Source organism: Glycomyces algeriensis (assembly GCF_027622855.1).
Lineage (GTDB): Bacteria > Actinomycetota > Actinomycetes > Mycobacteriales > Micromonosporaceae > Glycomyces > Glycomyces algeriensis.
In genome coordinates this window covers 123,905-148,976 of sequence record NZ_JAPZVR010000004.1, presented here as the reverse complement: position 1 = coordinate 148,976, position 25,072 = coordinate 123,905, and the positions used below count along the sequence as shown (strand labels likewise).

At 69.6% G+C, this 25,072-nt stretch carries 26 protein-coding genes, 1 tRNA gene and 1 other RNA gene; 20 read left to right on the top strand and 8 right to left on the bottom strand.

What is annotated here, in order from left to right:
* Nucleotides 1–5 precede the first annotated feature (5 nt).
* Entirely contained in the window at nucleotides 6–503 is a 498-nt protein-coding gene (locus tag O2L52_RS09290) for a hypothetical protein (RefSeq protein ID WP_270115092.1), read from the top strand.
* Nucleotides 504–556: 53 nt separating this feature from the next.
* Here O2L52_RS09290 and O2L52_RS09285 read toward each other — a convergent pair whose 3' ends face one another.
* Nucleotides 557–1,216 (bottom strand): HNH endonuclease family protein, encoded by a 660-nt coding sequence (locus O2L52_RS09285; RefSeq protein WP_270115091.1) that lies wholly within the window; start codon nucleotides 1,214–1,216, stop codon nucleotides 557–559.
* A gap of 246 nt (nucleotides 1,217–1,462) precedes the next feature.
* On the opposite strand from O2L52_RS09285, the gene O2L52_RS09280 reads away from it, so the two are divergent.
* Together O2L52_RS09280 and O2L52_RS09275 are read left to right on the top strand one after the other, a co-directional pair.
* Complete coding sequence (locus O2L52_RS09280; protein WP_270115090.1) at nucleotides 1,463–1,873, top strand: hypothetical protein; 411 nt, start codon at nucleotides 1,463–1,465, stop codon at nucleotides 1,871–1,873.
* Between the two features lie 177 nt (nucleotides 1,874–2,050).
* A complete protein-coding gene (locus tag O2L52_RS09275) occupies nucleotides 2,051–3,379 on the top strand; it encodes a CshA/CshB family fibrillar adhesin-related protein (RefSeq protein ID WP_270115089.1) in 1,329 nt (442 codons plus the stop codon).
* Nucleotides 3,380–3,446: 67 nt separating this feature from the next.
* Here the strand turns inward: O2L52_RS09275 and O2L52_RS09270 are convergent, their stop codons facing one another.
* From O2L52_RS09270 to O2L52_RS09260, 3 genes are all read right to left on the bottom strand, one after another.
* Nucleotides 3,447–5,516 carry an MSCRAMM family protein gene (locus O2L52_RS09270; protein ID WP_270115088.1) on the bottom strand — a complete coding sequence of 690 codons (2,070 nt, stop codon included), beginning with the start codon at nucleotides 5,514–5,516 and terminating at the stop codon, nucleotides 3,447–3,449.
* A 144-nt stretch (nucleotides 5,517–5,660) separates the two neighbouring features.
* A tRNA-Glu gene (locus tag O2L52_RS09265) sits at nucleotides 5,661–5,736 on the bottom strand.
* A gap of 228 nt (nucleotides 5,737–5,964) precedes the next feature.
* Nucleotides 5,965–6,597 carry a hypothetical protein gene (locus O2L52_RS09260; RefSeq protein WP_270115086.1) on the bottom strand — a complete coding sequence of 211 codons (633 nt, stop codon included), beginning with the start codon at nucleotides 6,595–6,597 and terminating at the stop codon, nucleotides 5,965–5,967.
* A 338-nt stretch (nucleotides 6,598–6,935) separates the two neighbouring features.
* Here O2L52_RS09260 and eno point away from each other — a divergent pair, with 338 nt between their 5' ends.
* The 4 genes from eno to O2L52_RS09240 all read left to right on the top strand — a co-directional run bounded on the left by eno (nucleotide 6,936) and on the right by O2L52_RS09240 (nucleotide 10,434).
* The gene (gene eno, locus O2L52_RS09255; protein WP_270115085.1) at nucleotides 6,936–8,216 is read left to right on the top strand and encodes a phosphopyruvate hydratase; all 1,281 of its coding nucleotides are present in this window, start codon (nucleotides 6,936–6,938) and stop codon (nucleotides 8,214–8,216) included.
* A 184-nt stretch (nucleotides 8,217–8,400) separates the two neighbouring features.
* A complete protein-coding gene (locus O2L52_RS09250; RefSeq protein ID WP_270115084.1) occupies nucleotides 8,401–8,925 on the top strand; it encodes an FtsB family cell division protein in 525 nt (174 codons plus the stop codon).
* A gap of 55 nt (nucleotides 8,926–8,980) precedes the next feature.
* A complete protein-coding gene (locus O2L52_RS09245) occupies nucleotides 8,981–9,517 on the top strand; it encodes a DUF501 domain-containing protein (RefSeq protein WP_270115083.1) in 537 nt (178 codons plus the stop codon).
* Nucleotides 9,514–10,434 (top strand): Ppx/GppA phosphatase family protein, encoded by a 921-nt coding sequence (locus O2L52_RS09240; RefSeq protein ID WP_270115082.1) that lies wholly within the window; start codon nucleotides 9,514–9,516, stop codon nucleotides 10,432–10,434. The genes O2L52_RS09245 and O2L52_RS09240 overlap by 4 nt, the downstream gene beginning before the upstream one ends.
* 252 nt (nucleotides 10,435–10,686) lie before the next feature.
* Here O2L52_RS09240 and O2L52_RS09235 read toward each other — a convergent pair whose 3' ends face one another.
* Complete coding sequence (locus O2L52_RS09235) at nucleotides 10,687–11,361, bottom strand: hypothetical protein (protein WP_270115081.1); 675 nt, start codon at nucleotides 11,359–11,361, stop codon at nucleotides 10,687–10,689.
* Between the two features lie 119 nt (nucleotides 11,362–11,480).
* Between O2L52_RS09235 and O2L52_RS09230 the strand changes: the two genes are divergently transcribed.
* Nucleotides 11,481–12,173: a TetR/AcrR family transcriptional regulator gene (locus O2L52_RS09230; RefSeq protein ID WP_270115080.1), complete on the top strand. Its 693-nt coding sequence runs from the start codon at nucleotides 11,481–11,483 to the stop codon at nucleotides 12,171–12,173.
* Between the two features lie 89 nt (nucleotides 12,174–12,262).
* Entirely contained in the window at nucleotides 12,263–12,730 is a 468-nt protein-coding gene (locus O2L52_RS09225; protein WP_270115079.1) for a hypothetical protein, read from the top strand.
* A 4-nt stretch (nucleotides 12,731–12,734) separates the two neighbouring features.
* Here the strand turns inward: O2L52_RS09225 and O2L52_RS09220 are convergent, their stop codons facing one another.
* Entirely contained in the window at nucleotides 12,735–13,544 is an 810-nt protein-coding gene (locus O2L52_RS09220; protein WP_270115078.1) for a PP2C family protein-serine/threonine phosphatase, read from the bottom strand.
* Nucleotides 13,545–13,791: 247 nt separating this feature from the next.
* On the opposite strand from O2L52_RS09220, the gene O2L52_RS09215 reads away from it, so the two are divergent.
* From O2L52_RS09215 to O2L52_RS09175, 9 genes are all read left to right on the top strand, one after another.
* Nucleotides 13,792–15,156 carry a serine/threonine protein kinase gene (locus tag O2L52_RS09215; protein ID WP_270115077.1) on the top strand — a complete coding sequence of 455 codons (1,365 nt, stop codon included), beginning with the start codon at nucleotides 13,792–13,794 and terminating at the stop codon, nucleotides 15,154–15,156.
* 252 nt (nucleotides 15,157–15,408) lie between these two features.
* The gene (locus O2L52_RS09210) at nucleotides 15,409–15,912 is read left to right on the top strand and encodes a PadR family transcriptional regulator (protein ID WP_270115076.1); all 504 of its coding nucleotides are present in this window, start codon (nucleotides 15,409–15,411) and stop codon (nucleotides 15,910–15,912) included.
* A gap of 124 nt (nucleotides 15,913–16,036) precedes the next feature.
* Nucleotides 16,037–17,158, top strand: coding sequence for a peptide chain release factor 2 (gene prfB / locus O2L52_RS09205; protein WP_270115075.1), 1,122 nt, complete (start codon nucleotides 16,037–16,039; stop codon nucleotides 17,156–17,158).
* A 248-nt stretch (nucleotides 17,159–17,406) separates the two neighbouring features.
* Nucleotides 17,407–18,087 carry a cell division ATP-binding protein FtsE gene (gene ftsE, locus O2L52_RS09200; protein ID WP_270115074.1) on the top strand — a complete coding sequence of 227 codons (681 nt, stop codon included), beginning with the start codon at nucleotides 17,407–17,409 and terminating at the stop codon, nucleotides 18,085–18,087.
* A 22-nt stretch (nucleotides 18,088–18,109) separates the two neighbouring features.
* Nucleotides 18,110–18,985, top strand: a complete 876-nt coding sequence (gene ftsX, locus O2L52_RS09195) for a permease-like cell division protein FtsX (protein ID WP_270115073.1) — start codon at nucleotides 18,110–18,112, stop codon at nucleotides 18,983–18,985.
* Between the two features lie 67 nt (nucleotides 18,986–19,052).
* The gene (locus O2L52_RS09190) at nucleotides 19,053–20,294 is read left to right on the top strand and encodes a M23 family metallopeptidase (RefSeq protein ID WP_270115072.1); all 1,242 of its coding nucleotides are present in this window, start codon (nucleotides 19,053–19,055) and stop codon (nucleotides 20,292–20,294) included.
* A 45-nt stretch (nucleotides 20,295–20,339) separates the two neighbouring features.
* The gene (gene smpB, locus O2L52_RS09185; protein WP_270115071.1) at nucleotides 20,340–20,849 is read left to right on the top strand and encodes an SsrA-binding protein SmpB; all 510 of its coding nucleotides are present in this window, start codon (nucleotides 20,340–20,342) and stop codon (nucleotides 20,847–20,849) included.
* Nucleotides 20,850–20,956: 107 nt separating this feature from the next.
* Nucleotides 20,957–21,330, top strand: a transfer-messenger RNA (tmRNA) gene (ssrA, locus tag O2L52_RS09180).
* A gap of 116 nt (nucleotides 21,331–21,446) precedes the next feature.
* Nucleotides 21,447–21,896 (top strand): DUF2269 family protein, encoded by a 450-nt coding sequence (locus O2L52_RS09175; protein ID WP_270115070.1) that lies wholly within the window; start codon nucleotides 21,447–21,449, stop codon nucleotides 21,894–21,896.
* Nucleotides 21,897–22,037: 141 nt separating this feature from the next.
* On the opposite strand, the gene O2L52_RS09170 is transcribed toward O2L52_RS09175, so the two are convergent.
* Together O2L52_RS09170 and mca are read right to left on the bottom strand one after the other, a co-directional pair.
* The gene (locus tag O2L52_RS09170; protein WP_270115069.1) at nucleotides 22,038–22,622 is read right to left on the bottom strand and encodes a YqgE/AlgH family protein; all 585 of its coding nucleotides are present in this window, start codon (nucleotides 22,620–22,622) and stop codon (nucleotides 22,038–22,040) included.
* A 292-nt stretch (nucleotides 22,623–22,914) separates the two neighbouring features.
* Nucleotides 22,915–23,766 (bottom strand): mycothiol conjugate amidase Mca, encoded by an 852-nt coding sequence (gene mca / locus O2L52_RS09165; protein ID WP_344472002.1) that lies wholly within the window; start codon nucleotides 23,764–23,766, stop codon nucleotides 22,915–22,917.
* Nucleotides 23,767–23,978: 212 nt separating this feature from the next.
* On the opposite strand from mca, the gene O2L52_RS09160 reads away from it, so the two are divergent.
* On the top strand, nucleotides 23,979–24,422 hold the full coding sequence (locus O2L52_RS09160) for a DUF4307 domain-containing protein (protein WP_270115067.1): 444 nt from the start codon (nucleotides 23,979–23,981) through the stop codon (nucleotides 24,420–24,422).
* 139 nt (nucleotides 24,423–24,561) lie between these two features.
* Nucleotides 24,562–25,056: a transcription elongation factor GreA gene (greA, locus tag O2L52_RS09155; protein WP_270115066.1), complete on the top strand. Its 495-nt coding sequence runs from the start codon at nucleotides 24,562–24,564 to the stop codon at nucleotides 25,054–25,056.
* The last annotated feature ends 16 nt before the right edge of the window (nucleotides 25,057–25,072 follow it).

Genomic DNA, 25,072 nt, shown 5'->3' with positions numbered 1-25,072 from the left:
GTGGCGTGACCGCGCAGGATCCGTACCAACCTCACATGCAGCCGCCGCCCCCAGCGCCGCCCGCACCACCGGTCTACGGCTACGCGCAGCCGCAGTACCAGCACCCTTACCCGTACCCCTATCCCATGCAGCCGGTCTGGCAGCCGATGGCAGTCCCCGCACCTGTCCTCGTCGACGGCTTCCCCCTCTTCTTTCCGCGGCTCAAGCCGATCCCGTCGGGTCCGGCCATCGGTTCGCTGGTGGCCGGGATCGCAGGGATAGGCGGTGCGGTCCCCGGCCTGATCGGCGCGGTCTTCAGCCCGTGGGCGGGCCTCACGTTCTTCATGTCCGCAGCGCTCTTCGGCATCGGCTCGGTCGCCCTCGCGGTGTACGCGAAGCGCCAGATCCGGAACGCGCGGGGCGGTGTCTCGGGCAGGGGTCTGGCCACGACGGGCCTGATCCTGGGCCTGGTGGCCTGCGGGCTCGCGCTCCTGGTCGGACTGATCTCACTGGTGAACGCTTAAGCGAAGACGCAGACGGCGGCCCGCTCATCCGAGCGGGCCGCCGTTTCGCGCGTCTAGCAGTAGGTGTTGAAGTGCGACTGGATCGCGCTCTTCTCGGCGGCGTTCACGGTGAGGTCGTACAGGTACTTCACGTGCGTCCAGGCCTTGACGTAGTCGCAGCGCACCGAGGTGTTCGGCGGCATCCACTCGGCCGGGTCCTTGTCGCCCTTGGTCGAGTTGATGGAGGTCGTGGCGATCCACAGCTGCGGCGAGCTGATGTCGTTGGCGAAGGCCTGGCGCTCGGCGGTGCTCCACTGGCTCGCGCCGGAGGCCCAGGCCTCGGAGAGCGCGACGACGTGGTCGACGGTGGCGTTGGAGACCGTGGAGGTCCAGACGTTGTCGAAGTCGGACTGCCAGGAGCCGGAGTCGGGCTGGCAGTCGGAGCCGGTCTGGACGTTGGACCCGTCGCGCTTGAGCACGTACTGGCGGGCGGTGCAGCCGCCGCCGACCGAGGACCAGTGCGGGAAGAGGTCGCGGTCGTAGGAGTCGCCGTTGGACTCGTTCGCGACGGTGAGCTGGTTGAGCTCGGATTGCGCGGTGGCGAGCGAGGGGATGCCCGGGGGCCGCACGGCCTCGGCGGGGGCGGCGTCGAGCACGATCACGGTGAGGACGGCGAGCGAGGCGGCCGCCGCGAGGGCGAGGGCGCGCTTCGAGACGCGTTGGACTGCATGCATGGAGGCTCCTGTGGGGGAGTGACCGGCGGATTCAGGGGGACGGGGGGAACGCCGCACGCGAATGCGATGTTCACTCGTGAATCATCGAATCATGGGATGTCAGCGCCGCGCAAGGGGCGAAGGCAATCTTTTACCCACAGGACATTGCAAACTTACGAAATCATCCCGATGTGGACATTCAGGCCTGCGGCGCGGACGCGCCGGCAAGTGCGGTTTCGCGGGCGGACGAATGGGTACGATCGCGGCATGACGATCAGCGGCACCGAATCGCGCCTCGATGGCCTGGCCCTCACCTACCTGCCCGAAGACCTCGGCACCGCTTCGGATTTCGTGTCCGAGTGGGAGGGCGTCGACTGCACCCAGCGCGTGTGGGAGACCGAGGTCGAGCCCGGGAAGTGGCGCGTGGACCTCCAGGTGCAGGTCATGCGCGCGCCGCGGCTCAAGGACGCCCAGGCCCTCAAGGACTTCCTCGTCGAGTACCACGAGCGCGGCGACGACTGGGCCCCGAGCGCCTTCGGCGACGACGGCTTCGCGAGCGAGCGCGAGATCGCCCGCCTCATCGAGCCGGGCCTCGCCGTCGAGGTGCGTGACCCCTTCGAGCGCAAGGGCTTCGACGCGGTCAAGGCCGTCGCCGAGGGCATCCGCTACCCCGAATGACCTGATCGAGCAGGGCGCGCCCCCGCAGGGAGCGCGGCGGCGACGCGGCGTCGAGGTGACGGCCGCGGCCGTCACCGTCCCTTATGCTGACTGGACCGACCGGACAAATGCGACTTTCAAGCTCGCTCGTGTCGGTATCTCCAGTTTCTCCAGCGATCACGCAGGGACATGCACACAGTGAAGACTTTTGCCAGACTGGCGACGGCTGCGGCCGTGGTCGCCGCCGGCGCCCTCGTGGGCACGCCCGCGTCGGCGCAGACCACCGGATGCGGGTACGGGTCGGGCGGCGAGTTCGCCGGCACGATCTGCTGGATCGACATGAGCGGCTTCGACCAGGCCCTGGCGATGGAGGCGGACGGGCAGCCCATGTCGATCGAGCTGACCCCCGACTACACGATGACGTTCACCTTCAGGGTCGCGCCCGGCACGAACGGTTTCCGCGTACTCAACGAGACGGCGTTCCCCACCTACAACAAGGCCCCGATCGGGAGCACCGTCTACCGCGACACCCCGGGCAAGCCCGCGCTGTACCAGGGCGTCGACGGCGGATCGGGTGCCTCCGGCGACCTCGGCACGCTTACGATCGACGACCTCGTCGTCACCGGCCCGGACGGCACGGCCGTCGACGGCTACGGCATCGTGATGGCCGACGCCGAGACCACCAACCGCGGCGAGGGCCTGACCTTCTCCTCGGACAAGCCCATCGAGGAGCTGACCCGCGCGACCATGCCCGGCGCCCAGCCCGCGTGCGGGGAGGAGCTCTCGGGGATCGGCACGACCTCGGTGACCTGCAAGGGCAACACCGCGGGCGGGCTCGCGGTCGACGAGATCGTCCTCTACTCGGTCGCCCCCACCACCGCGACCATCGGCTTCCTCGACCGCACCGCGAACGCCGTGCAGGGCGTCGCGTTCGGCATCCTCACCGCGAAGGTCGGGATGGACAAGGCCGTGGTCGACAAGACCGCGGAGTCCGACTCGTTCGCCATGACGATCGAGGACGAGGACGGCGACCTCGTCGGCGAGGGCTCCACTGCGGGCGGCGACTCCGGGACCATCGAGTCCCAGACGGTCCTCGCGGCCGTCGGCGGCCACGACTACACGCTCGCGGAGACCGCCGAGGGGAGCACGGACCTCGCCACGTACACCCAGGACTGGACGTGCACCAACAACGGCGCCGACGACCCGTCCCTGCCCTCGGGCGACGGCACGACGCAGGTCGTGAAGGTGAAAGTGGGCGACGACATCCGCTGCACCGTCACCAACACCGGCACGCCGCCGGACCCGTCGCCGAGCCCCAGCATCAGCCCGGACCCGAGTCCGAGCGGCTCCGAAGGCCCGACCGATCCCGCCACTTCGGACGATGCCACTGACGGGGCGCTGCCGGTGACCGGCGGCTCCGCGATGCTCTACGGCTCGCTGGCCGCGCTCGCCCTCGCCGCGGCCGTCGCCGGCTGGCTCATGATCCGCCGCGCCCGCCGCGCCTCGGACGAGTGGCCGAGCATCTGATCCCTTGAGCGGCAAGCAAAGGGGAGGCCGGACCCGCAGGCCCGGCCTCCCCTTTCGCGCGTCTCCGTCAGCGCAGCGGCTCGGTCTCCTCGCGGTTCCTGGCCCGCGCCGCCGCGACCATCACCGCGCCCGCCCCGAGCAGGAACACGGCCGCGGCCACGATCCCGATGTACAGGGTCGCGCCGGTGCGCGGCAGGTCGTCGTCCTGCGCGGCGGCGGCCGGAGCGTCGTCCGGGCTCCCGCCGGGCACCTCGCTCGGGACGTCCCCTGTGTCGCCGTCCCCTGCATCGCCAGAACCGGGATCGCCGGGCCCGGGCTTGCCGGGACCGGGCACCGCCGATTCGACCAGCGCGAAGTCGGCGACCGCGTCGCCGCAGGCGCCGGTGTTGGCGACGGACTGCTCGTCGTCGCCGTCGACCTCGTACCCGGCCGGGGCGGTGATCGTCACCGTGTGGGTCCCGGACGGCAGGTCGCCGACGCTGTATGTGCCGTCGTCGCCGGTGGTCGCCTGCTGGGGCGCCCCGCCCTCGGGCGTGACGGTGAGCTCGACGCCGGCCACCGGTGCGCCGCCGGGCCCGCTCACCGTCCCCACGACCGCTGCGGGCCTGGCGTACGTGAAGTCGATCCCGTCCACATCGGTGCCCGCCACCCTGGTGTCCCGCGTCGTCGGGCCGGCCGCGGTGTGGCCTTCGGGGACGTCGACCTCGACGGTGTAGTCGCCGGCGGCGAGGCCCGCGAACGCGTAGGCGCCCTCGGCGTCGGTCACCGTGGACCGGGTCGAGCCGCCGGGTCCGGTGAGCGTCACGGTCACGCCGGAGACGGGCTCGCCGCATGCGGCGGCCGCGCCGGTGAGCTTCGGCAGCGCCGTCAGCATGAAGTCCTGGTCGGTGATGGGCGTGGTCTGTCCGGGCGACACCGTGATGTCGCGCCGATCGGCGCCGTCGTAGTCGTACCGCTCGGGTTTGTCGATGGTGACGGTGTGGTCGCCGGCGGGGACCTCGTCGAACAGGTAGTCGCCGTTCGAGTCGGTGACGGTGGTCCTGGTGGTGCCGTCCTCTAAGGTCACGGTCACCGTGACGCCGCCGAGGTGCTCGCCTTCGGTGGTGGAGACGGTGCCGCTCACCGAGGTCGGCACGATGTCCCGCAGCTGGAAGTCGGCCGGCGCCGCGGGGCAGGCGCTCAGGTCGACCTGCTGCCGGTTGGCGCCGTCCGCGATCTTCCCGGCGGGTGCGATGACCTCCACGGTGTACTCCGGCCCGACCATGTAGTCCGGGAACGAGTACGTGCCGTCGTCGCCGGTCTCGGTCGAGTCGACCACGTGGCCGTCGGCGTCGACGACGTTGACCGCGACCCCGGCGGACGGCTGGCCGGAGTCGGTGACCGTCCCTGCGATGTCGCAGCCCAGGGAGGCGAACCAGGCCTGGTAGACCGGGAATCCGGCGCGGCGGGTGAAGACGAAGGTGAGCGATGCGACCGGTGCGGTCGGCTCGAACCAGCCGCTCGCACCGTCGGTGTCGGCGGCCGTGTCGTTGCCGGTCAGCGTCTGCGTCGCGGCGTCCCAGGTCGGCTGGTCGGTGTCCTCGCCGGGGCAGGCCGGGCCGCCGGGGGAGGTGTCGCTGCAGTAGTTGAATCCGCCCTGGAACCCGAGCTCGGCGGCCGTCAGGGTCGATCCGTCCGGCCCCTTGGCGATCACCTTGACCTGGTCGGCGTCGATGTCGCCCAGCGCGAAGGCCCAGCCGCCGGGCGGCACGGGCTCGTCGAAGGCGTAGTCGGTGTACGAGGGCGAGTCGGGCCGGTCCGCCTGCGGCCGCAGGTTGAGGTACGGCTGGTCCTTCGACGTCCCGTACTTCGCGCCGATCGGCGTCCCGGCGGACAGCCAGTTCGACTGGCCGCTCATGACCCCGACCCCGCCGCCGCGCGAGTTCGACTCCACCTCGGCACTGAGCGCTGGACCGGTCGCGAACGACATGCCGGTGTGGTAGTCGCCCGAGGAGCCCTCGAAGGCCCCCCACGAGCCCCACGCTCCGCTCGCCTGCGCCTGCGCGGGCCGCTCGAGGACGAGACCGCCCGAGACCAGCGCAAGCATCACCGCGAGCAGGAGAACGAGAACCCTTGTGGACACTTGCCTGGCGTACATGCTGGCAGCCTATGGGCAAAACCGGCACCGTACTCGGCAACATTCCATTGTGCCAGAAAAACGATGAACCGCCCGAACCACGCGGCGGTCCGCCAGTGGACGCAAAAACAGGGACCGACCGAAGTCGATCCCTGCATTTACTACTGGTACTCCCGAGCGGATTCGAACCGCCGTTTCCGCCTTGAGAGGGCAGCGTCCTAGGCCCCTAGACGACGGGAGCTTGGCCTGTGTTTTCGCGGCTTGCCGCGGCAACGACGACAACTATACATGGAATGCCCGGGGGGTCCGCAAGCGGGATGCCGCATGTGATGCGGCCTACCTCCCCGGCCCTTCATCGAAGAGCGCGGGCCGGGCCGGCGCCGACACCTTTTCAGGTGAACCCCCGTTGCGCCGGGCCCCGGCCCGCCGGGCGACTGTAACGCGATCCGCCGCCGCGCGGCGGCCGATCCTACTGGTTGGCGGTCTCGGCCTGGCCCGTGATCTCGTCGATCCAGGCGGCGTCGACGCCGTCGTGGTAGTTCACGAGCTTCGCGGTGTACGCGGTGTCGCCGACCTTCGCGGAGACGCTGGCGATGACGCCCACGGTGGTCACGCAGACCTCGTACGCGCCCACGGGCGAATCCGCCGCGCCCTGCACCTCGACGCAGTCGGCCAGCTCGCCGGCGAGCGTGGTGTTGGAGAACACGGTCGAGGCCGACGGGTCGGCGGCGGTCTCGGAGAGCCAGGCGGCCACGGTCTCCTCGTCGGGCAGGATGCCGTCGAGCTCCTGGCCCAGCCATACGGCGAGGTCGGCCGCGTCCTCGCCGGCCCACAGGCGGGGCCTGTCGCCGACGATGACGGCCGCGGTCCCGGCCTCCGGGTCCACCGCGACCAGGACCGACTCCTCCGAGCCCTCGATGAGGTACTCGGCGGTGTAGGCGGGCTGGTCGCCCTCGACGAGGCGGCCGCTCAGCTCGGTGAGAGCGGCCTGGTCCTCCGTGGCCGCCTCACCGCCTTCGGCCTTGTCCGAGCAGCCGGCGAGGGCGAGGAGCGCCGCCGCGCTCAGGACAGCGCAGCGCCGCAGGGGCTTCTGCAGGATCATGGGGCTCCACTTCCATTGCGCGGGGCGAGGGGGATTGCCGAAGCGCGGCGACATCCGGGGGGCACGCCCGGCACAGGTGTCCGATCTGAGGTAGGACTCCACCATATAGCGGCGCGTCCAGGCCCCATGTAACACGAGCGCCCGCGTCGCGGGCAACACTTATTCCCGGCGCGCGGAAGCCGCAGGACGCGCCCTTTTAGCGGCTCGGAGGCATCGCCGAGCAGCCTAGGGCGTATCCTCGGGAGCTGTGGCCGACGCAGTGTCGGGTCGGCCGAAATCCTTCGGACACGGCCCGGTAATGGGGCCGATCGTCAGATTCGGCTATTTCAGGAGTGACAGTGGCTGCAATTGAAGACATCCGGGCAAGGGAGATCCTCGACTCCCGCGGCAACCCCACCGTCGAAGTGGAGATCCTGCTCGACGACGACACGCTGCAGCGGGCGGCCGTCCCGTCCGGCGCCTCCACCGGCGCCTTCGAAGCCATCGAGCTGCGCGACGGCGACAAGGGCCGCTACCTCGGCAAGGGCGTCGAGAAGGCCGTCGACAACGTCAACGGCCCGATCCGCGAGGCCCTGATCGACATCGAAGCCTCCGAGCAGCGCCTGGTCGACCAGGCCCTCCTCGACGCCGACGGCACCCCGGACAAGTCCAACCTCGGCGCGAACGCCATCCTCGGCGCCTCGCTCGCCGCGGCCAAGGCCGCCGCCGACTCCGCCGAGCTCCCGCTCTACCGCTACCTGGGCGGCCCGAACGCGCACCTGCTCCCGGTGCCGATGATGAACATCCTCAACGGCGGATCCCACGCGGACTCCAACGTCGACGTGCAGGAGTTCATGATCGCCCCGATCGGCGCCCCCACCTTCAAGGAGGCCCTGCGCTGGGGCGCGGAGACCTACCACGCGCTCAAGTCGGTCCTCAAGGAGCGCGGCCTCTCCACCGGCCTCGGCGACGAGGGCGGCTTCGCCCCGAACCTCGACTCGAACCGCGCCGCGCTCGACCTGATCGCGGTCGCCGTCGAGAAGGCCGGCTACAAGCTGGGCACCGACATCGCCTTCGCGATGGACGTCGCCGCCACCGAGTTCTTCACCGACGGCGCCTACCTCTTCGAGGGCCAGAAGAAGACCGGCGAGGAGATGAGCGCCTACTACGAGGAGCTCATCGGCGCCTACCCGTTCGTGTCCATCGAGGACCCGCTCTCCGAGGACGACTGGGCCGGCTGGTCCGCGCTCACCGCCAAGGTCGGCGACCGCCTGCAGATCGTCGGCGACGACCTGTTCGTCACCAACCCCGAGCGCATCCGCCGCGGCATCGACGAGAAGGCCGCCAACGGCCTCCTCGTCAAGGTCAACCAGATCGGCACGCTCACCGAGACCACCGACGCCGTCGAGATGGCCCACCGCGCGGGCTTCGGCTGCATGATGAGCCACCGCTCCGGTGAGACCGAGGACACCACGATCGCCGACCTCGCCGTCGCGATGTCCTGCGGCCAGATCAAGACCGGCGCCCCGGCCCGCTCGGACCGCGTCGCCAAGTACAACCAGCTGCTGCGCATCGAGGAGGACCTCGGCGACGCCGCCCGCTACGCCGGCGCCTCCGCCTTCCCCAAGTTCGGGAAGTAACACAGCACCGCAGCGAACCGAAAGGCCCTCGCGCCCAACCGAACTGACGCCTCGCGGGCGTCGGCGAGACCGCCGGGCCGACGCTTCACCAGCGTCGGCGAAGCAGTCGAACCGACGCGTCACGAAGCGACGGCGAAGCTGGCGCGGGGGCCTTCGGGCTTCCCCGATCGACTAGGCTGGGCCCGTGAACGCGAGCCGCCGACCCAGCCATCCGGGAGGACGATCCACCGGACCCGGCCGCACCCGTGCCGCCCGCCGCCCCGCCCCCGGGACCGGCCGCGCCGAGGTCAAGCGGGTCCGCTACCGGCCCGGCCGCAAGGTCTCCCGCCGCGCCGCGATCGTCGCCCTCGTCCTCTCCGCGCTGGCCCTCGCCTACGCCTACCCCCTGCGGACCTACGTCGAGCAGCGCATCGAGATCAACCGGCTCGAAGCCGAGCAGTCGGCCCAGTCCGAGCGCATCGAGGAGCTCGCCGCCGAACGCGTCAAGTGGGACGACCCCGAGTACGTCAAGGCCCAGATCCGCTCCAGCCTCCTCCTCGTCCCGCCCGGTGAGGACCTCGTCATCGTCATCGACGAGGACGACCCGAAGCACACCGGTGGCGCAGACGACGAAGCGGCCGAGGAGCAGCCCTGGTACGACGAGCTGGCCGATACCTTTGCAGACGCCGACCGGCTCGAACCAGATGAAACAGAGGAACCAGCAGAGTGAAGGCTGTGCAACCGAAGGACGCCGCAGTGACGACGGCACCGAACGGCGGGACGCCGTGAAGCCCGCCGACTGGCCCCAGCAGCCCGAACCCGTCTCCGAGGCCGACGCCGCCGCCGTCCGCAAGCAGCTCGGCCGCCCGATCCGCGGCGCCCACGCCGTCGCCTGGCGCTGCCCGTGCGGCCAGCCCGCCGTCGTCGAGACCGAACCGCGCCTGCCCGACGGCACGCCCTTCCCGACCACGTACTACCTGACCTGCCCGAAGGCCGCCTCGGCCATCGGCCGGCTCGAAGGCGGCGGGGTCATGAAGGACATGAACGCCGCCCTGGGCGACGACCCCGAGCTCGCCGCCCAGCACCGCCGCGCGCACGAGGACTACCTCGCCCGACGCGCCCGGCTCGGCGACGTGCCCGAGATCGCCGGCATCTCCGCCGGCGGGCTGCCCGACCGCGTCAAGTGCCTGCACGCCCTCGTCGGCCACGCGCTCGCCGCCGGACCCGGCGTCAGCCCCATGGGCGACCAGGCCCTCGAGATGCTCCCCGAATGGTGGCTGCACCACAGCTGCGCCACCGGCACCCAGGAGGACGACCAATGACCCGCCGCGTGGCCGGCATCGACTGCGGCACCAACTCGATCCGACTCCTCATCGCCGACGTCGACGACGCCGGGCGCCTCCACGACGTGGTGCGCCGCATGGAGGTCGTGCGCCTCGGCGAAGGCGTCGACCGCACCGGCCGCCTCTCCGACGCCGCGCTCGAACGCACCCGCGTCGCACTGGCCGACTACACCGCCCAGATCCGCGAGCACGGGGTCGAGGCGGTCCGCATGGTCGCGACCTCCGCGAGCCGCGACGCCGCGAACGCCGCCGACTTCAAGGCCATGGTCGCGGCCGAACTCGGCCAGGACCCCGAGGTCATCACTGGGGACGAGGAGGCCCGCCTCTCCTTCACCGGTGCGGTCGCGACCCTCCCGGTCCATGAAGGACAGCGCCTCCTCATCGACATCGGCGGCGGCTCGACCGAGTTCGTACGCGGCACCGGATCCGTTGTGGCCGCGGCGATCTCCGTGAACGTCGGCTGCGTGCGCATGACCGAGCGGCACCTGCGGTCCGACCCGCCGCGCGAAGACGAGATCGACGGCGCCGTCACCGACATCACCGGCACCGCCGACGGCGCGCTGGCCGTCGCCGACGCGAACCGCGAGGCGACCGAGCTCGTCGCCGTGGCCGGGACCGCGACCACGATCGCCGCGATCGCCTTGGGGCTCAAGGCCTACGACGCCGATGCGATCGACGGGACGCGACTCTCCTACGAGCAGGTCGCACAGGTGACCGCCGACCTGGCCGCCGCGGACCACGAAGCGCGCCTGGCGATCCCGGTGATGCACCCGGGCCGCGCCGACGTCATCGTCGGCGGCGCGCTCGTGCTCCGCACGATCATGGAGCGCAGCGGCATCGAATCGGTGCTCATCAGCGAGCACGACATCCTCGACGGCATCGCCCTGTCGGCGTAGGCGAAACGAGACCCGCGACCGAATCGCGGCCGAGCGCGAACGGTACCCGCGACGAGCTCCTCGCCGAGTACACCGGCGCGTGTTCACCACCGCCACCTCGCCACCGGACGCGAAGGCGGCCCCGCAACTGCGGGGCCGCCTTTGATTTGTGATGCGCGCTCGCCTTCGGGTGTTGTCGGACCCTTGGAGGAGCATTGATTTGGGGGCACCCAGGGTGTCCGATTTGAAGGCTAGGGCCGGAAATATTAGCTTTTAGGCATCCTGGAGTTCCCGCTCCGGGGCCTTCGCCGGGGCCCGCCACATCTCGGCCGCGAGCCACAGGGCCGCCACCAGGACCAGTGCGCCCCAGGCGATCCGGCCGGCGTGCGGCAGGAAGTACTGCGGGAGCATCGTGACCAGCAGGGCCGCGAGCGGCACCGCGCTCCACTTGTTCAGGGTGCCCGAGCGCCACACCGCCACCGCCGCCAGCACCGCGGCGACCGCGATCAGTACGAGGCCGATCGCGAAGACGCTCATAGCGGTCGGGTCGTACCGGAACGCGTCGCCGACCTCGGTCATGCTCGCGTCGCCGTCCTCGACGGCCCGCTGGCCGATCGCCTTGAGGCCGTAGACCTCGGCGCCGTAGTACGAGATCGTCAGGGCCGAGCCGATGTAGCCGATCGTCGCGGCCTTCATGGCGGTCTGCTCGTTCCGGGTGCCGCCGAGGTGGGCGCGCAGCGCGCCGTACCCGAGCGGGAAGAGGATGAGGCCCACGATCGCGGCGATGTGCGCGATCGACCAGCCGGCGCTGGTCCAGGACTCGGCGCCTTCGAGGGTGGTCTGGTCGGCGCGCGGGGCGGCGGCCTCGTAGATGAGGAAGAGGACGCCGGCGAGCGCGAACGCCAAGGCGCCCATGCGGGCTCGGGGATCGGTCGGGGGCTTGGGCATGGCTGCTCCTTGGGGGTTCAGTGCTCATAATAGAGAGCACCGCTCTCTGTTAAGAGCAATGATTGCACACGCCCGTCGACAATGCAAGAGCAGTGCTCTTGTGTCGGTACAATGGTCCGATGAACGCGCCGAGAACCGCCAGAGAGCGCGCCCGCGCCGAACTGACCGCCGAGATCCTCGCCGCGGCAAGGCGTCAGCTCGCCGAGGAAGGCTCCGCGATGCTCTCCCTGCGCTCCATCGCCCGGGAGCTCGGCATGGCCTCCTCGGCCGTCTACCGCTACTTCGCCAGCCGCGACGAGCTCCTGACCGCCCTGATAGTGCAGTCCTACACCGAGATCGGCGAAGCCGCCGAGAACGCGGACCTCCCCGGCGCCGCGCCGCAGGAGCGCTGGCTCGCCGTCTGGCGCGCGGTGCGGGAGTGGGCCCTGGCCAACCGCCACGAGTACGCGCTCATCTTCGGCACGCCCGTCCCCGGCTACATCGCCCCGCACATCACCATCGAGGTCGCCGGCCGCATGCCGCTCACCCTCGCGCGGATCGTCGCCGACACCCGGAAGGACGGGAACCTCACGCCCGCAACGGGTCCGGTCTGCCCGCCCGAGGCGATCAACCCGGACATGACGCTGCTCTTGGAGGGCGAGCGGTTCTCCGCGGACGAGGTCGCGCGGCTCGTCTTCTGCTGGAACCGGCTCGTCGGCATCATCGGCTACGAGCTGCACGGCCACCTCGCGAACGTCACCGCCGACGACTCTCTGTTCTTCGACCACACCGCCCGCACCGAAGGCGCGTACATCGGCCTGCCGTTCCGCTGAGACCACTGGCACGATCCGGGGATACGGACCCCGGCCGCGCCGCTCGTCTACGTAGGCAAGTACACCTACAAGACGAAGGGATCGCCATCATGCGCATCTCACTGCTCACCGCCGCCGCCGTCATCGTCCTCGCGGGGCTCGCCGCGTGCGACGCCGGGAACCAGGCGGGCGCCGACCCGACTGAAGCGACCGCCACTGCCACCGCGACCGCAAGCGCCCCTGAGGAAGAGGCCCCGGCGGAGACCCCGACCGGCATCGACCCGCGCCTGGAGGTCCTCGTCGATACCTGGGAGGCCGACACCGATGAGACCGGGCCGCACGGCTCCACGCTCCAGATCGAGGAGGACGGCACCGCGACGCTCTCGTCCTTCGCGAACCAGCACGGGGACTACGAAGGCGCGGTCACCCTCAGCGACGGAGACCCGCACGTCTTCACGGGCACCGAGCCCGAGACGGAGGAGGCGATCACCGTCGGGCTCGAGTACGACGCCGAAGCGGACACGCTGACGCTCGAATACCCGGGCGAGGGCGGCACGTACGCGCACACCCGCGCGTGAGGTGCTAGCCCCGCAGGGCCAGCGCCACGACGATCGCCGCGATCACCAGCACCACGCCGATCGCGGCGACCGCCCACGGCCAGCGTCGCGGCGGCTTGTGCTCGGCGACGTCGCCGACGACCACGGTGACGTTGTCGGGCCCGCCGCCCTCGAGGGCGAGGCGCACGAGTTCGTCCGCGGCGGCCTGGGGGTCGGTGAAGTCGCGGAGGACGTTCTCGATGACGGCGTCGCCGACCACGTCGCTGAGCCCGTCGGAGCACAGCATGTACCGGTCGCCGACGAGCGCCGGGCGGGTCTCGAAGTGCGCGGGCGCGGGGTTGGCCTGGAGCACGCGGGTGACGACCGACTTGTACGGGTGGTCCTGGGCTTCGGCGGGCGTGATGGCGCCTTCGTCGACGAGGTGCTGGACGTACGAGTCGTCCACCGTCACCTGCACGAAGTCCTCGCCGCGCACCTGGTAGGCCCGGGAGTCTCCGATATGGACGATGTCGACCGCGCTGTCGCCCAGCCACAACCCGGTGAGGGTCGTCGCCATGCCCTCGGACTCGGGGTTCTCGGCGACGGCCGCGCGGATGCGGTCGCGGGCGGCCTCGACGACGGCGCCCAGCTCGGCGGTGGCCTCGACGGGGGAGCGGCGGGCGAGCCGTGTCACCTCGGCGATGGTCACGCCGCTGGCGACCTCGCCGGCGGCCGCGCCGCCCACGCCGTCGGCGACCGCCAGGAGCCGGCGCGAGGCGAGGTGGGAGTCCTCATTCAGGTCGCGGACTTTGCCCACGTCGGTCGCGGCGCCGTAGCGCCAACGCAATTCGGTCACAGGCGATCACCACTGATTCCGCACCGGGATTCGGCTGTCTGTTCAAAGCTTGGCCGTTCGAGGGACATGGCCGCAAGTGTAGTGTCCCGCCACTCACTGCATGCGACCGTTGATCCCAGTGCGCCCGCACTTGCCCGCGCTGCGGTGTATCCCCCGTTCGTGCCACCCTGCGACTCCGGTGCTGAGCTGCGAGGACGCCACCTTTACAGTGGATTCAGCCCGCCTTGCCAGCCCTCGAGGAGCACCCATGCAGACGGTTCTGGCCGACCGGTACGTCCTGGAGCGCGAGATCGCGCGCGGTTCGGTCGGCGTCGTGTGGCGCGGCCTGGACCAGGTCACCGGCGACCTCGTGGCCGTGAAGATCCTCCGCCCGGAGCTGCGGGGCGAGGAGGAGATCTTCGAGAGCTTCCGCGCCGAGGCCGGCATCCTGCGCACCCTCGACCACCCGGGCGTGGTGTCCGTGAAGGACTTCATCGTCACCGACGCGGTGTGCGCGGTCGTGCTCGAGTTCATCGAGGGGCTCGACCTCCGCGAGCACCTGCGCCTCCACGGGCCGCTCTCGGCCGCTGAGGCCGCGCGCCGCTGCGCGGGCGCCGCCGAGACCCTGGCGTCGATCCACCGGACCGGGTACCGGCACGGGGACGTCAAGCCCGGCAACCTGATGCTGGCCGGCACCGAGGGCCTGAAGTTCATCGACTTCGGGATCGCGCGCGCCGCCGCGTCGAAGACCGCGCCCTCCCACGGCACGCCCGAGTACATCGCGCCCGAGGTCGCCTCGGGCGACTCCGCCAGCCCCGGCGTGGACAACTACGCGCTCGGCCTGGTCCTCTACGAGGCGCTCACCGCGCACAGCGCCTACCGCGGCGGCTCGATCACCGATGTGGTCGAGCGCCACCTGACGCAGATCCCGGTGAAGCCCGCCGCCGTGGACGCCGACCTGTGGCGGATCGTCGAGATGCTCCTGGCGCTCGACCCGCGCGCCCGAGGCGACCTCGACGCGGTCGCCGCCGACCTGCGCCGGCTCGCCCCGCGCCTGTCGAACCAGCCGACCGCGCCGATCGCGCCGAAGCTCAAGGAGCGGGACGCGACCGCCACGTTCAAGTACGAGCCCGTGACGCCCCACGCGTCCGAGATCGAGGCGGGCGCGCTCGGCGCGATGCTCACCGCGCCCGAAGGGGGCCGGTCCGACGGGGACGGCCGGGGTGCCGTGTACGGCAAGGACTCCGAGAAGCTCGGCCGCGGCTGGCTCATCGGGCTCGCGGCGGCCGGATGCTTCGTCGTGATCGCCGTGATCTGGGCCTTTCTGGTGGTTACCCGCCCGGATCTGCCGGATGAGGACGATGTGGCCGATCCGTCCGAAAGCACGAGCGAGTCCGCGTCCGTCGAGGACGACTCCTCCGCCGGGTCAACGGAACCGAGCCCCGAGGCGAGCGCCACGCCCAGTGAGGAAACGACCACTCCTCAAGGGCCGGACGTCGAGAGCGTGTCACCTGACCAGAATTCGGATGAAATGTCCGAATCAGAAGGCGGCGGCAATGATTCCACAGAGGGCGGTTCCGACGACGACTCGCCCGGATCGGATCTCATCGGATCACCGATGCCCCGCAACTGAAAGCGATCACGACAGTCGATAATGATCCGTGACCGCCGAGCAACGCCGAGTCATCGCAACCCAAGGGGGCGATCGGGATCACATGATTGGAATTCTCGAAACAGGCGTTGCAATCCAGCGGACCACTCCGACCGTTTCACAAGGCTTGCAGCGTAATCCGTGAACCCATCCAATCAAGTATCGGTAACGGTCTATCGACACATTGGAGCTGTCCACTTGTCATGACGCCATCCACATGGCATCCTGTCGGGCATGGCAGGAAAAGAACTCAACGCAACCTCAGCAGCATTGCTGGGCTTGCTTCACGAAGGACCGATGACCGGCGGACAACTCATGGCGGAGGCGACCCGTCGCCTCGGTCCGTACTGGACCATGACGCGTTCGCAGGTCTACCGCGAACTCCCGGCGCTGGCCGAAGGCGGACTCGTCCGCGTCGGGAAGCCCGGGCCCCGAGCCTCGGTGCCCTACACGATCAGCGCCAACGGCAAGCGGGCGTTCACCCGCTGGCTCAATGAGCCGGCCCGGATCGGCCAGCTGCGCGACCCCGTCGCGCTGCGCACGGCCTTCCTCGACTACCTCTCCAAGGACACCGCCGAGGAGATGTTCGCCGACGCGACCGAGCAGCACCAGGAGGCCTTGGCAGAGGCCCGCGCCGCTGCGAAGGACTACTCGGACGAGGACCCGAACGCGGCCATCGCGATGGAGTTCGCGATCGGCTACCACCGTTCGGCGCTCAGCTGGCTGAAGAAGCGATAGCGATAGGAAGCACGCCCGGGTAGCGACCCGGGGTACGACGATCAAGCACGAACGGGACGCGGCCCCACCGGGGGCTCGCGTCCCGTTTCGTATGAGCCCGAATACAGGCGTAGTCTGATCTGTTGTGACCAGTGTCGATGTTTCCGCCGATCTCCGTGAACTGAAGGCGACGCTCAGCAGCGTCGAGGCCGTCCTCGACCTCCCCGCGCTCCGGCGCGAGCTGGCCGAACTCGAGGCCGCGGCCGCCGACCCCGGGTTGTGGGACGACACCACGCAGGCCCAGAAGATCACTTCACGCCTCTCCTACGTGCAGGCCGAGCTCAAGAAGCTCGCGAGCCTGCACGAGCGCATGGACGACGTCGCCATCATGTTCGAGCTGGCCGACGACGAGTCCGACCCGGGCGCCGCCGCCGAGGCGGCCACCGAGCTCGACTCGATCCGCAAGGCCGTCGACGAACTCGAGGTGCGCACCCTCCTCTCCGGCGAGTACGACGAGCGCGACTCCGTCGTGACCGTGCGCTCCGGCGCGGGCGGCGCCGACGCCTGCGACTTCGCCGAGCAGCTCATGCGCATGTACCTGCGGTGGTCCGAGGCCCACCACTTCGGCACGGAGGTCTACGACATCTCCTACGCCGAAGAGGCAGGCATCCGCTCCGCCACGTTCGCCGTCAAGGGCCCGTACTCGTATGGGCACCTCTCGGTCGAGCAGGGCACGCACCGCGTGGTGCGCATCAGCAAGTACGACAACCAGGGGCGCCGCCAGACCGGCTTCGCGGCCGTCGAGGTCGTGCCGGCCCTGGAGCAGACCGACGAGATCGAGGACATCCCCGAGGACGAGATCCGCGTGGACGTCTACCGCTCCTCGGGCCCCGGCGGCCAGGGCGTCAACACCACCGACTCGGCGGTGCGCCTGACCCACCTGCCGACGGGCATCGTCGTCTCCTGCCAGAACGAGCGCTCGCAGCTGCAGAACAAGGCCACCGCCATGGGCGTCCTCAAGGCCAAGCTCCTCCAGCGCAAGCGCGACGAGGAGCGGGCGAAGGTCGACGAGCTGCGCGGCTCGGCCACGGCCTCGTGGGGCGACCAGATGCGCTCCTACGTGGAGCACCCGTACCAGATGGTCAAGGACCTGCGCACCGGCTTCGAGACGGCCGACGTCAAGGGCGTCTACGACGGCGCCATCGACGGCTTCCTGGAGGCCGGCATCCGCTGGCGCAAGAGCGGCGAGAAGACCGCCGCCGAGTAGCGCCGCACGCGATCGTAGATCCTATAGGAAATAGGATCTACGATCGGTCCGCGGCCCTTCGTGGCCGCCCGGTGACGCTCCGGCGGGCCTCCATGGGCCGCCTGACCATGCGGGCTTCCACCGTTCGGATGAAATCGCGTCGTAACCCTTGCACGGCCGTGACATATGGGGCTGAAACTGCGGAATATGCCACGCTTGTACTGGAGCCGCCCGACCGGCCCTGCGGTTCGGCGGTTAGACTCCGCCTCGTGATTCAGCTTGAGGGTGTAACCAAGCACTACCCCCGGTCGAACCGCCCTTCGGTCGAGGACGTGAACGTCTTCATCGACAAGGGAGAGTTCGTCTTCTTCATCGGTCCGACCGGTGCGGGTAAGTCCACGATGATCAAGCTCCTGCTGCGCGAAGAAGTTCCGGACAAGGGCAAGATCTCCGTCGGGGACACCGACGTGACGAAGCTCCGCCGGTGGAAGGTCCCCGCCTACCGGCGCAGCATCGGCTGCGTGTTCCAGGACTTCCGGCTGCTGCCGAACCGCACGGCCGCCGAGAACGTGGCGTTCGCGCTGGAGGTCATCGGCAAGCCGCGTTCGGTCGCCCGCCGGGTCGTCCCCGAGGTCCTCGAACTGGTGGGCCTCGGCGGCAAGGAGCACCGCTACCCGCACGAGCTCTCCGGCGGCGAGCAGCAGCGCGTCGCGGTCGCCCGCGCCTTCGTCAACCGGCCGCTCCTGCTGCTGGCCGACGAGCCCACCGGTAACCTCGACCCGGACACCTCGATCGAGATCATGCGGCTCCTCGACCGGATCAGCCGCACCGGCACCACCATCCTGATGGTCACCCACGACTCCAACATCGTGAACCAGATGCGCCGTCGCGTCATCGAGATCGAGAACGGCCAGATCGTCCGCGACCAGGCTCGCGGCGTCTACGGCTAAGCGGAAGGCAGATTCAGAGCACATGCGCGCGAAGTACGTGATGTCCGAGGTCTTCCTCGGACTGTGGCGCAACATCTCCATGACCGTCGCCATGATCATCACCATGGCCGTCTCGTTGTCGATGCTCGGCGCGGGCCTGCTGCTGTACAACCAGGTCGACGTGATCGAGGAGTACTACCAGACGAACCTCGAAGTGGTCGTCTACCTCGAGCGCGACATCGACCAGGCGATGACCGACCAGATCAACGCCGAGCTCAAGGACAACGACCTCGTCGCCGAGGTCGTGTACGAGTCCAAGGAGAAGGCGCTCGAGCGCTTCCAGGAGACCTTCGAGGACTCCCCGGACCTCGTGAAGTCGGTCGACGCCGACGTCCTGCCCTCGGCGTTCCGCGTCAAGATGAAGGACATCGCCGACGCCCCCGAGCTCATCAAGCAGTTCGAGGAGCGCGAGGGCGTCTACCAGGTCACCAACCAGCGCGAGATCCTCCAGCAGGTGTTCGACATCCTCGGCGGGGCCCAGCGCCTCACCCTGGTCATCGCGCTCGTGCAGGGTGTGGCCGCGCTCATGCTGGTGGCCAACACGATCCAGGTGGCCGCGTACTCGCGTCGCCGCGAGGTCGCGATCATGAAGCTCGTGGGCGCGCCGAACTGGTTCGTCCAGGCGCCGTTCGTCCTCGAGGCGGTCTTCGCCGCGGTGATCGGCTCGGTCTTCGCCTTCGGCACGCTCGTCGCCGCGAAGTTCCTGGTGATCGACGGCCAGTTCGAGGACCTGTTCAAGCTGATGCCGCAGATCAAGATGCAGGCGATCCTCGTCCTGCTGCCGATCCTGGTCGGCGTCTCGGCGGTGATCAGCGCGATCACGGCGTGGATCACCTTGCGCTTCAACATCAAGGTCTGATCCAATACAGAGGGTAGTGTTCCGAATACCCTGAATGTCCGTCGCAGATGGACTAAATTCGGGCCCTATGAGGCGAATCGGCTGGCTGCTCGCGGCCCTGCTCCTGGCAGGGTCCGCGAGCAGTCCCGCGTTCGGGGTCTCGCAGTCCGAGCTGGACCGGGTCGAGCGCGAGAAGGCCGAGATGGCCGCGCAGCTCGAGGACGCCTCGGACGAGGTCCGCCAGGCCGGCCAGGTGCTCGCCGAGACCGAGGCCGAGCTGCCCGTCGCCGAGCACGCCGTCGCCGTCGCGCACGGCCGCGTCGCCGCCGCCGAAGCCGAAGCGGCCCAAGCGCAGCGCGAGGCCGACGCCGCGCGCGAGGCGCTCGAGGCCGCCGAGGCCGAGTACGAGGCCGCCCGCGAGGCCGTCGAGGCCGCCCGCGAGGCCCGCGCCTCCCTGTTCGCCGCCACGGCCCGCGGTTCCGAACTGCTCGCCTTGGACGCCGTGCTCGCCTCCGGCGAGCCCCAGGCCGCCGTCGACGGCCTCACCTACCTCGAGTTCATGATGGACGGCAAGAACCGCGCGGTCGAGGAGGTCACCCTCGCCCGTCGCGAGGCCGCCAACGCCGAGAACGCCGCGTCCCTCGCCGAGACCGAGGCGGAGGCCGCCGAGGCGGTCGCGGCCGATGCGCTCGCCGCCGCCGAGACCCGCTTCAACGAGGCCGAGTCCGCCCGGCTCGCCGTGGAGGCGCTCGTCGGGGCGCACGAGGCGGCCCTCACGGTCGCCGAGGACGCCAGGGACGACGCCCAGTCCGAGTACGACGAGCTCGAGGCCGAGTCCGAGCGGCTGGCCGACCAGCTGCGCCAGGCCGACGAGGACGACGACGACGACCGCGGGAACTCCGGCGGCGGATCCTCCGGTGGCGGCGGCGGCGGCGGCTTCGTCGTGCCGGTCGACGGCTGGAAGTCCTCCGATTACGGCTGGCGGCGCCACCCGATCTACGGCACCACCCGCCTGCACGGCGGCACCGACTTCGCCGCCGGCACGGGCGCGACCATCCACGCCGCGGACTCCGGGAAGGTCGTCTACGCGGGCTGGAGTTCCGGCTACGGCCAGCTGACCTGCATCAGCCACGGCGGCGGCGTGTCGACCTGCTACGCGCACCAGTCCGAGATCTGGGTGAACGACGGCGAGTACGTCGACCGCGACGAGCGGATCGGCGCCGTCGGCAGCACCGGCGACAGCACCGGCCCGCACCTGCACTTCGAGGTCCGCGTGCACGGCGACCGCGTCAACCCGGTGGGCTACCTGCCCAGCTGTCTATGCCGGTAGCGAATAGCTTTCGACAGACACCTGTTCGATCGTTAAGCTTGCTGCGTGTCCAAGAAGCAAACGCAGGAGAAGGTCAAGCACTCGGGTCCCGAGCGCTCGGTCGTGACGACCAACCGCAAGGCCCGGCACGACTACGAGATCCTGGACACCTACGAGGCCGGCATGGTCCTCTCGGGGACCGAGGTCAAGGCCCTGCGCCAGGGCAAGGGGAACATCGTCGACGCGTACGCCGAGATCTACAACGGCGAGGCGCGCGTCCACAACCTCCACATCCCGGAGTACGACTTCGGGACGTGGACGAACCACCCGCCCCGGCGCATCCGCAAGCTCCTGCTGCACCGCGGCGAGATCGCCAAGCTGGCGCACAAGCTCGACGAGCCGGGCCTGACGCTCGTGCCGCTCTCGGTGTACTTCCTGAACGGCTACGCCAAAATGGAGCTCGGGCTCGCCCGGGGCCGGAAGAACTACGACAAGCGCCAGGCCATCGCCAAGCGCGAGTCGGACCGGGAGATCGAGAAGGCCATGGGCCGCGCCGCCAAGCGCGGCGGGAAGTGAGCCGGGGAATATCGGTTCGACGTCCGCCGTTGGACTGGGTTAGAATTCCACAGCACGTCTGAAAGATCTACAACTGAACAGGGTGAAGTACTCACTCACCAAGTCTCGGGGCTGATCGGTTTCGACTCCGTATGTTGAGGTGAGGGAAGCGGGTCGAGGAAGCCAACGCTGTCTCGTAAACCAACGTTGGAAACCAATAAGTGCCAACGCAAAACGCACTGACTTCGCTCTCGCTGCTTAAGCGACTGTGAAGTTGCCGCTCCAGGGGCGCATCCGCTCTGGGTTCGCGGCATCATTTAAGGATGCTGGGCCGACGTCTTGATCGCTGGGACGGAAGGCCGAGATTATCGGCGATTAGAGCCCGCCACACCGTCTCGTCCGCGTGATCGGTGGGGCTCGATAAAAGGCACAGCGGACTGCACCCGGAGAAGTCTCACAGATGCAGCGGAGGACCAGGGTTCGATTCCCTGCAGCTCCACGGCCATACGGGCCGGGCCCGGACGCGAAGGCGTCCGGGCCCGGCCCTTTTTCGCGCCCGGCTTCGAACGCCCTCGGGTCCGGCGGTCTTGTTGGGTGATTTGTCCGTAAGATCACAATATGCACACTCTGTTGTCGGTTCTGCACGTGCTGCTGGCCGTCGCGTTCGTCGGCCCGGCCATGCTGACGCCGTGGCTGGGGGAGCGGGCGTTGCGGGAGCGGGACGGCGACCGGGTGCACCGCGCGGGGCGGCGCTGCATGGCCTTCAATGCGCTCACACTGGTGGCCGCACTGCTGGGCGTCCTGACGATGACGACGAGCGAGCGGTACTCGTTCGCCGACCCGTGGGTCATCATCGCCTCGACGCTCTACGCGGTGGCGGTGGTCAACGGCTCGGCCGTGATCCCGGGCGTGCTCGCGCGCATCGGCAAGGACCTCCAGGACGCGCACGGCACCATGGACGGGGAACTGCTGGAACAGCATCGGGGGCGGCTGCTGGCGCTCTCGGGGCTGAACATCGTCTTCTACAGCGTGGTCGTGATCCTCATGGCCTGGCGGCCCGGGGCTTGATTCACCGCTCCGCAAGCGTTCGCCGTGAGTGCGGCCCGGAGCTTGGTTCACGGCTCCGCAAGCGTTCGCCGTGAGTGCGGCCTGGTGCTTGTTCTTCGGCGATCTCAGTGAACCCTGCGAACCGCGCTTCTCGGTCGGGGGTCAGTTCATGACGGGGTCGGCGGGGAACTGCGCCACCGCGGAGAGCATGCCGCCCTGGCGCTTCCACACCATGGCCCACAGCTCTTCGGGGTTGGTGGAGAACGGGTCTGCGGGCAGGGCGTCGAAGACCATCCAGGCGCCAGCGTCGATCTCGTCCTCGAGCTGCCCCGGCGCCCAGCCGGCGTAGCCGGTGAAGACCCGCATGCCTTCCAGGAGCGGTGCGACCTCGTCGGGGTCCCGCGCCAGGTCGAGCGTGCCCAGCCGTCCGAGCACGGGCCGGAACGCGTCGTTGAAGGGCGCGTCGGCCTTCCGCCAGCCCAGCCCGATCGCCGCGTCCGGCTGCACCGGACCGCCTTCGAAGAGGACGGCGGGGTGCCCGGCCAGGTCCGCCCACTGGTCGAGGTAGTGGACGACCTTCCGCTCGGTGGCCCGGTTGAGCACCACTCCCAGCACCCCGTCGGACTCGTGCCCGACGCCGATGACGACCGTGCGGTCGAAGTTGGGGTCCTGCAGCGTGGGTGTGGCGACGAGGAGACTGCCGACGAACGACTTGGTGCGCGCCGGTGTTGTTTCGCGACTGACCATGGGGCCACCTCCGTTCTGCGCCCGCCTCCGCGAATACGTCCCAGACTCGGGTTCGCCCCGGTCTCCCGGCACGGTATCCCGCGGGGGCGCGCTTGCAGCAAGGTTCTCGCACTTTCCGAGGAATTACACCGTGGTGTCGGGAGCCCGACAGTTGTTTCCTCACTGAGGGTGCACAGGACCCGACGATCCGGGGTCCAGGTCGTAACGGAAGGTGGCGCAGTAGTCGAAAGTGGAGAAAACGGCCCCGGGGAGTTCCCTGGGGCCGTTGTGAAGCAGTGGTGCAGAACCGGTGCTAACGGAGTCCGGAGAAGAGGTCGTCCTCCGGCAGCCGCGACTCGATGCGCGACTCGACGAGTTCGTAGTCCTCGGTGGGCCACGCCTTCTGCTGGAGCTCGCGCGGCACCGCGAACCAGAACCCGTCCGGGTCGACCTGGGTCGCGTGGGCCTTCAGGGCCTCGTCGCGGATGTCGAAGTACTCGGCGCACTCGACCCGCGTGGTGACCCGCTCGCTCTTGTCGCGCGTCCAGTCGCCCGCGTCCATCCAGTCCTTGTACGGCGACTCGAGACCGGCGTCGAGCATCGCGTAGTGCAGGGCCTCGATGCGCGCCTTGCCGAACGAGTGGTTGTAGTAGAGCTTGAGCGGCTGCCACGGCTCGCCCAGGCCCGGGTACCGCTCGGGGTCGCCCGCGGCGGCGAAAGCCGCGACGGAGACCTCGTGGGTCTTCACATGGTCGGGGTGCGGGTAGCCGCCCTCTTCGTCGTAAGTGGTGACCACGTGCGGCTTGAACGAGCGCATGATCTCCACGAGCGGCGCGGCGGCCTCCTCGGTGGGCACCAGGTAGAAGGCGTCCTCGGGCAGCTCGGTGCCGGAGTTGGGAAGCCAGCCCTCCGGGAGCCCGGAGTCGATGAAGCCCAGCCAGTGCTGCTCGACGCCGAGGATCTCGCGGGCGCGGGCCATCTCCTCGTTGCGGATGCGCGGCAGGTTCTCCTGCACTTCGGGGCGGTCCATCTTCGGGTTGAGCACATCGCCGCGTTCACCGCCCGTGCACGTCACGACGAGGACTTCGATGCCCTCGCGCACGTAGCGGGCCATCATGCCGGCGCCCTTGCTCGACTCGTCGTCGGGGTGGGCGTGCACGCACATGAGGCGCAGCTTGCTCTGGTTCGTCACGTCGGTCAACCTCACTGGCGGGTGCTTCTAGTGGTAAGGCTCGGCGCACGGAACCGACTCGCGCACTGCGGTGGTTGTCGGCTCTGGCATTCTGTGCAACGATACTCGATAATCATTACTTCCCGGTTCTGCCAGGAACCGCGGCTCCGGCGGTGAAACCGCTGATCGCGAAGGAAAGCGACGCAATGACTGAGATGCAGACCACGGATGGGCGCGTGCCGGAAACGGCTCACGTGACCTTTCCCGAGGGTCGCTACGGTCGCCGCCGCGAATCCAAGCGCCGCCGCCCCGCGGTGACCGCGGCCCTCACCGTGGGCGTCGTCCTGGCCGGCCTCTTCGCCGCCTGGCGCCTCTCGGAGGTCTACGGCCAGAACGAGGTCTCCGAGCGCCTGCGCGGCTTCGACGACTCCGTCCCCGGACAGGTCACCGTCGAGTTCGAGGTTTACAAGCCGGCCGGCGAGGGCGCCACGTGCGCCGTCAGGTCCCGCGACCTCGCGGGCGCCGAGATCGGCTACGCCGAGGTCGACATCCCGGCGGACGATGCCACCCATGTGGTGATGTCGTACCCCCTCGCAGTGGAGGGCGTGCCCAACACAGGCGAGGTCCTGAGGTGTTGGCAGACGGACTGACTATTGACTTTCGGCCCGTCGCACCGCGTTTCGGTCGGCGGGCCTTTCGCTATCCGGGGTTCACCCCGGGTGGCGAGGACGTTCAGGCAGAGGCAGGACCTCGCAGTACGGATCGCACTATTCGGAGGATATGGATCACATGGCTACCGACGCTAACCAGGGCACTTGGCTCACACAAGAGGCCTTCGACCGCCTTCAGGGCGAACTGGACGAGCTCATCGCGAACCGTCCCGCCATGGCCGCCGAGATCAACGCCCGCCGCGAAGAAGGCGACCTCAAGGAGAACGGCGGCTACCACGCGGCCCGCGACGAGCAGGGCAAGCAGGAGGGCCGCATCCGCCAGCTCCAGGACCTGCTGCGCAACGCGAAGGTGGGCGAGGCGAAGGACAGCGACGAGATCCAGATCGGCACCGTCGTGACCATCGCCTTCGACGGCGACCCCGACGACACCGAGAAGTTCCTCCTGGGCTCCCGCGAGATCGCGGCCACCACCGACCTCACGGTGTACAGCCCCGACTCCGCATTGGGTGCGGCCATCCTCGGCCACAAGGTCGGCGACACCGTCTCCTACAAGACCCCCAGGGACACTGAGATCTCGGTGAAGATCATCGACGCCGAGAAGTTCCTCGGCTAAAGCGCGCCGAGCGCAC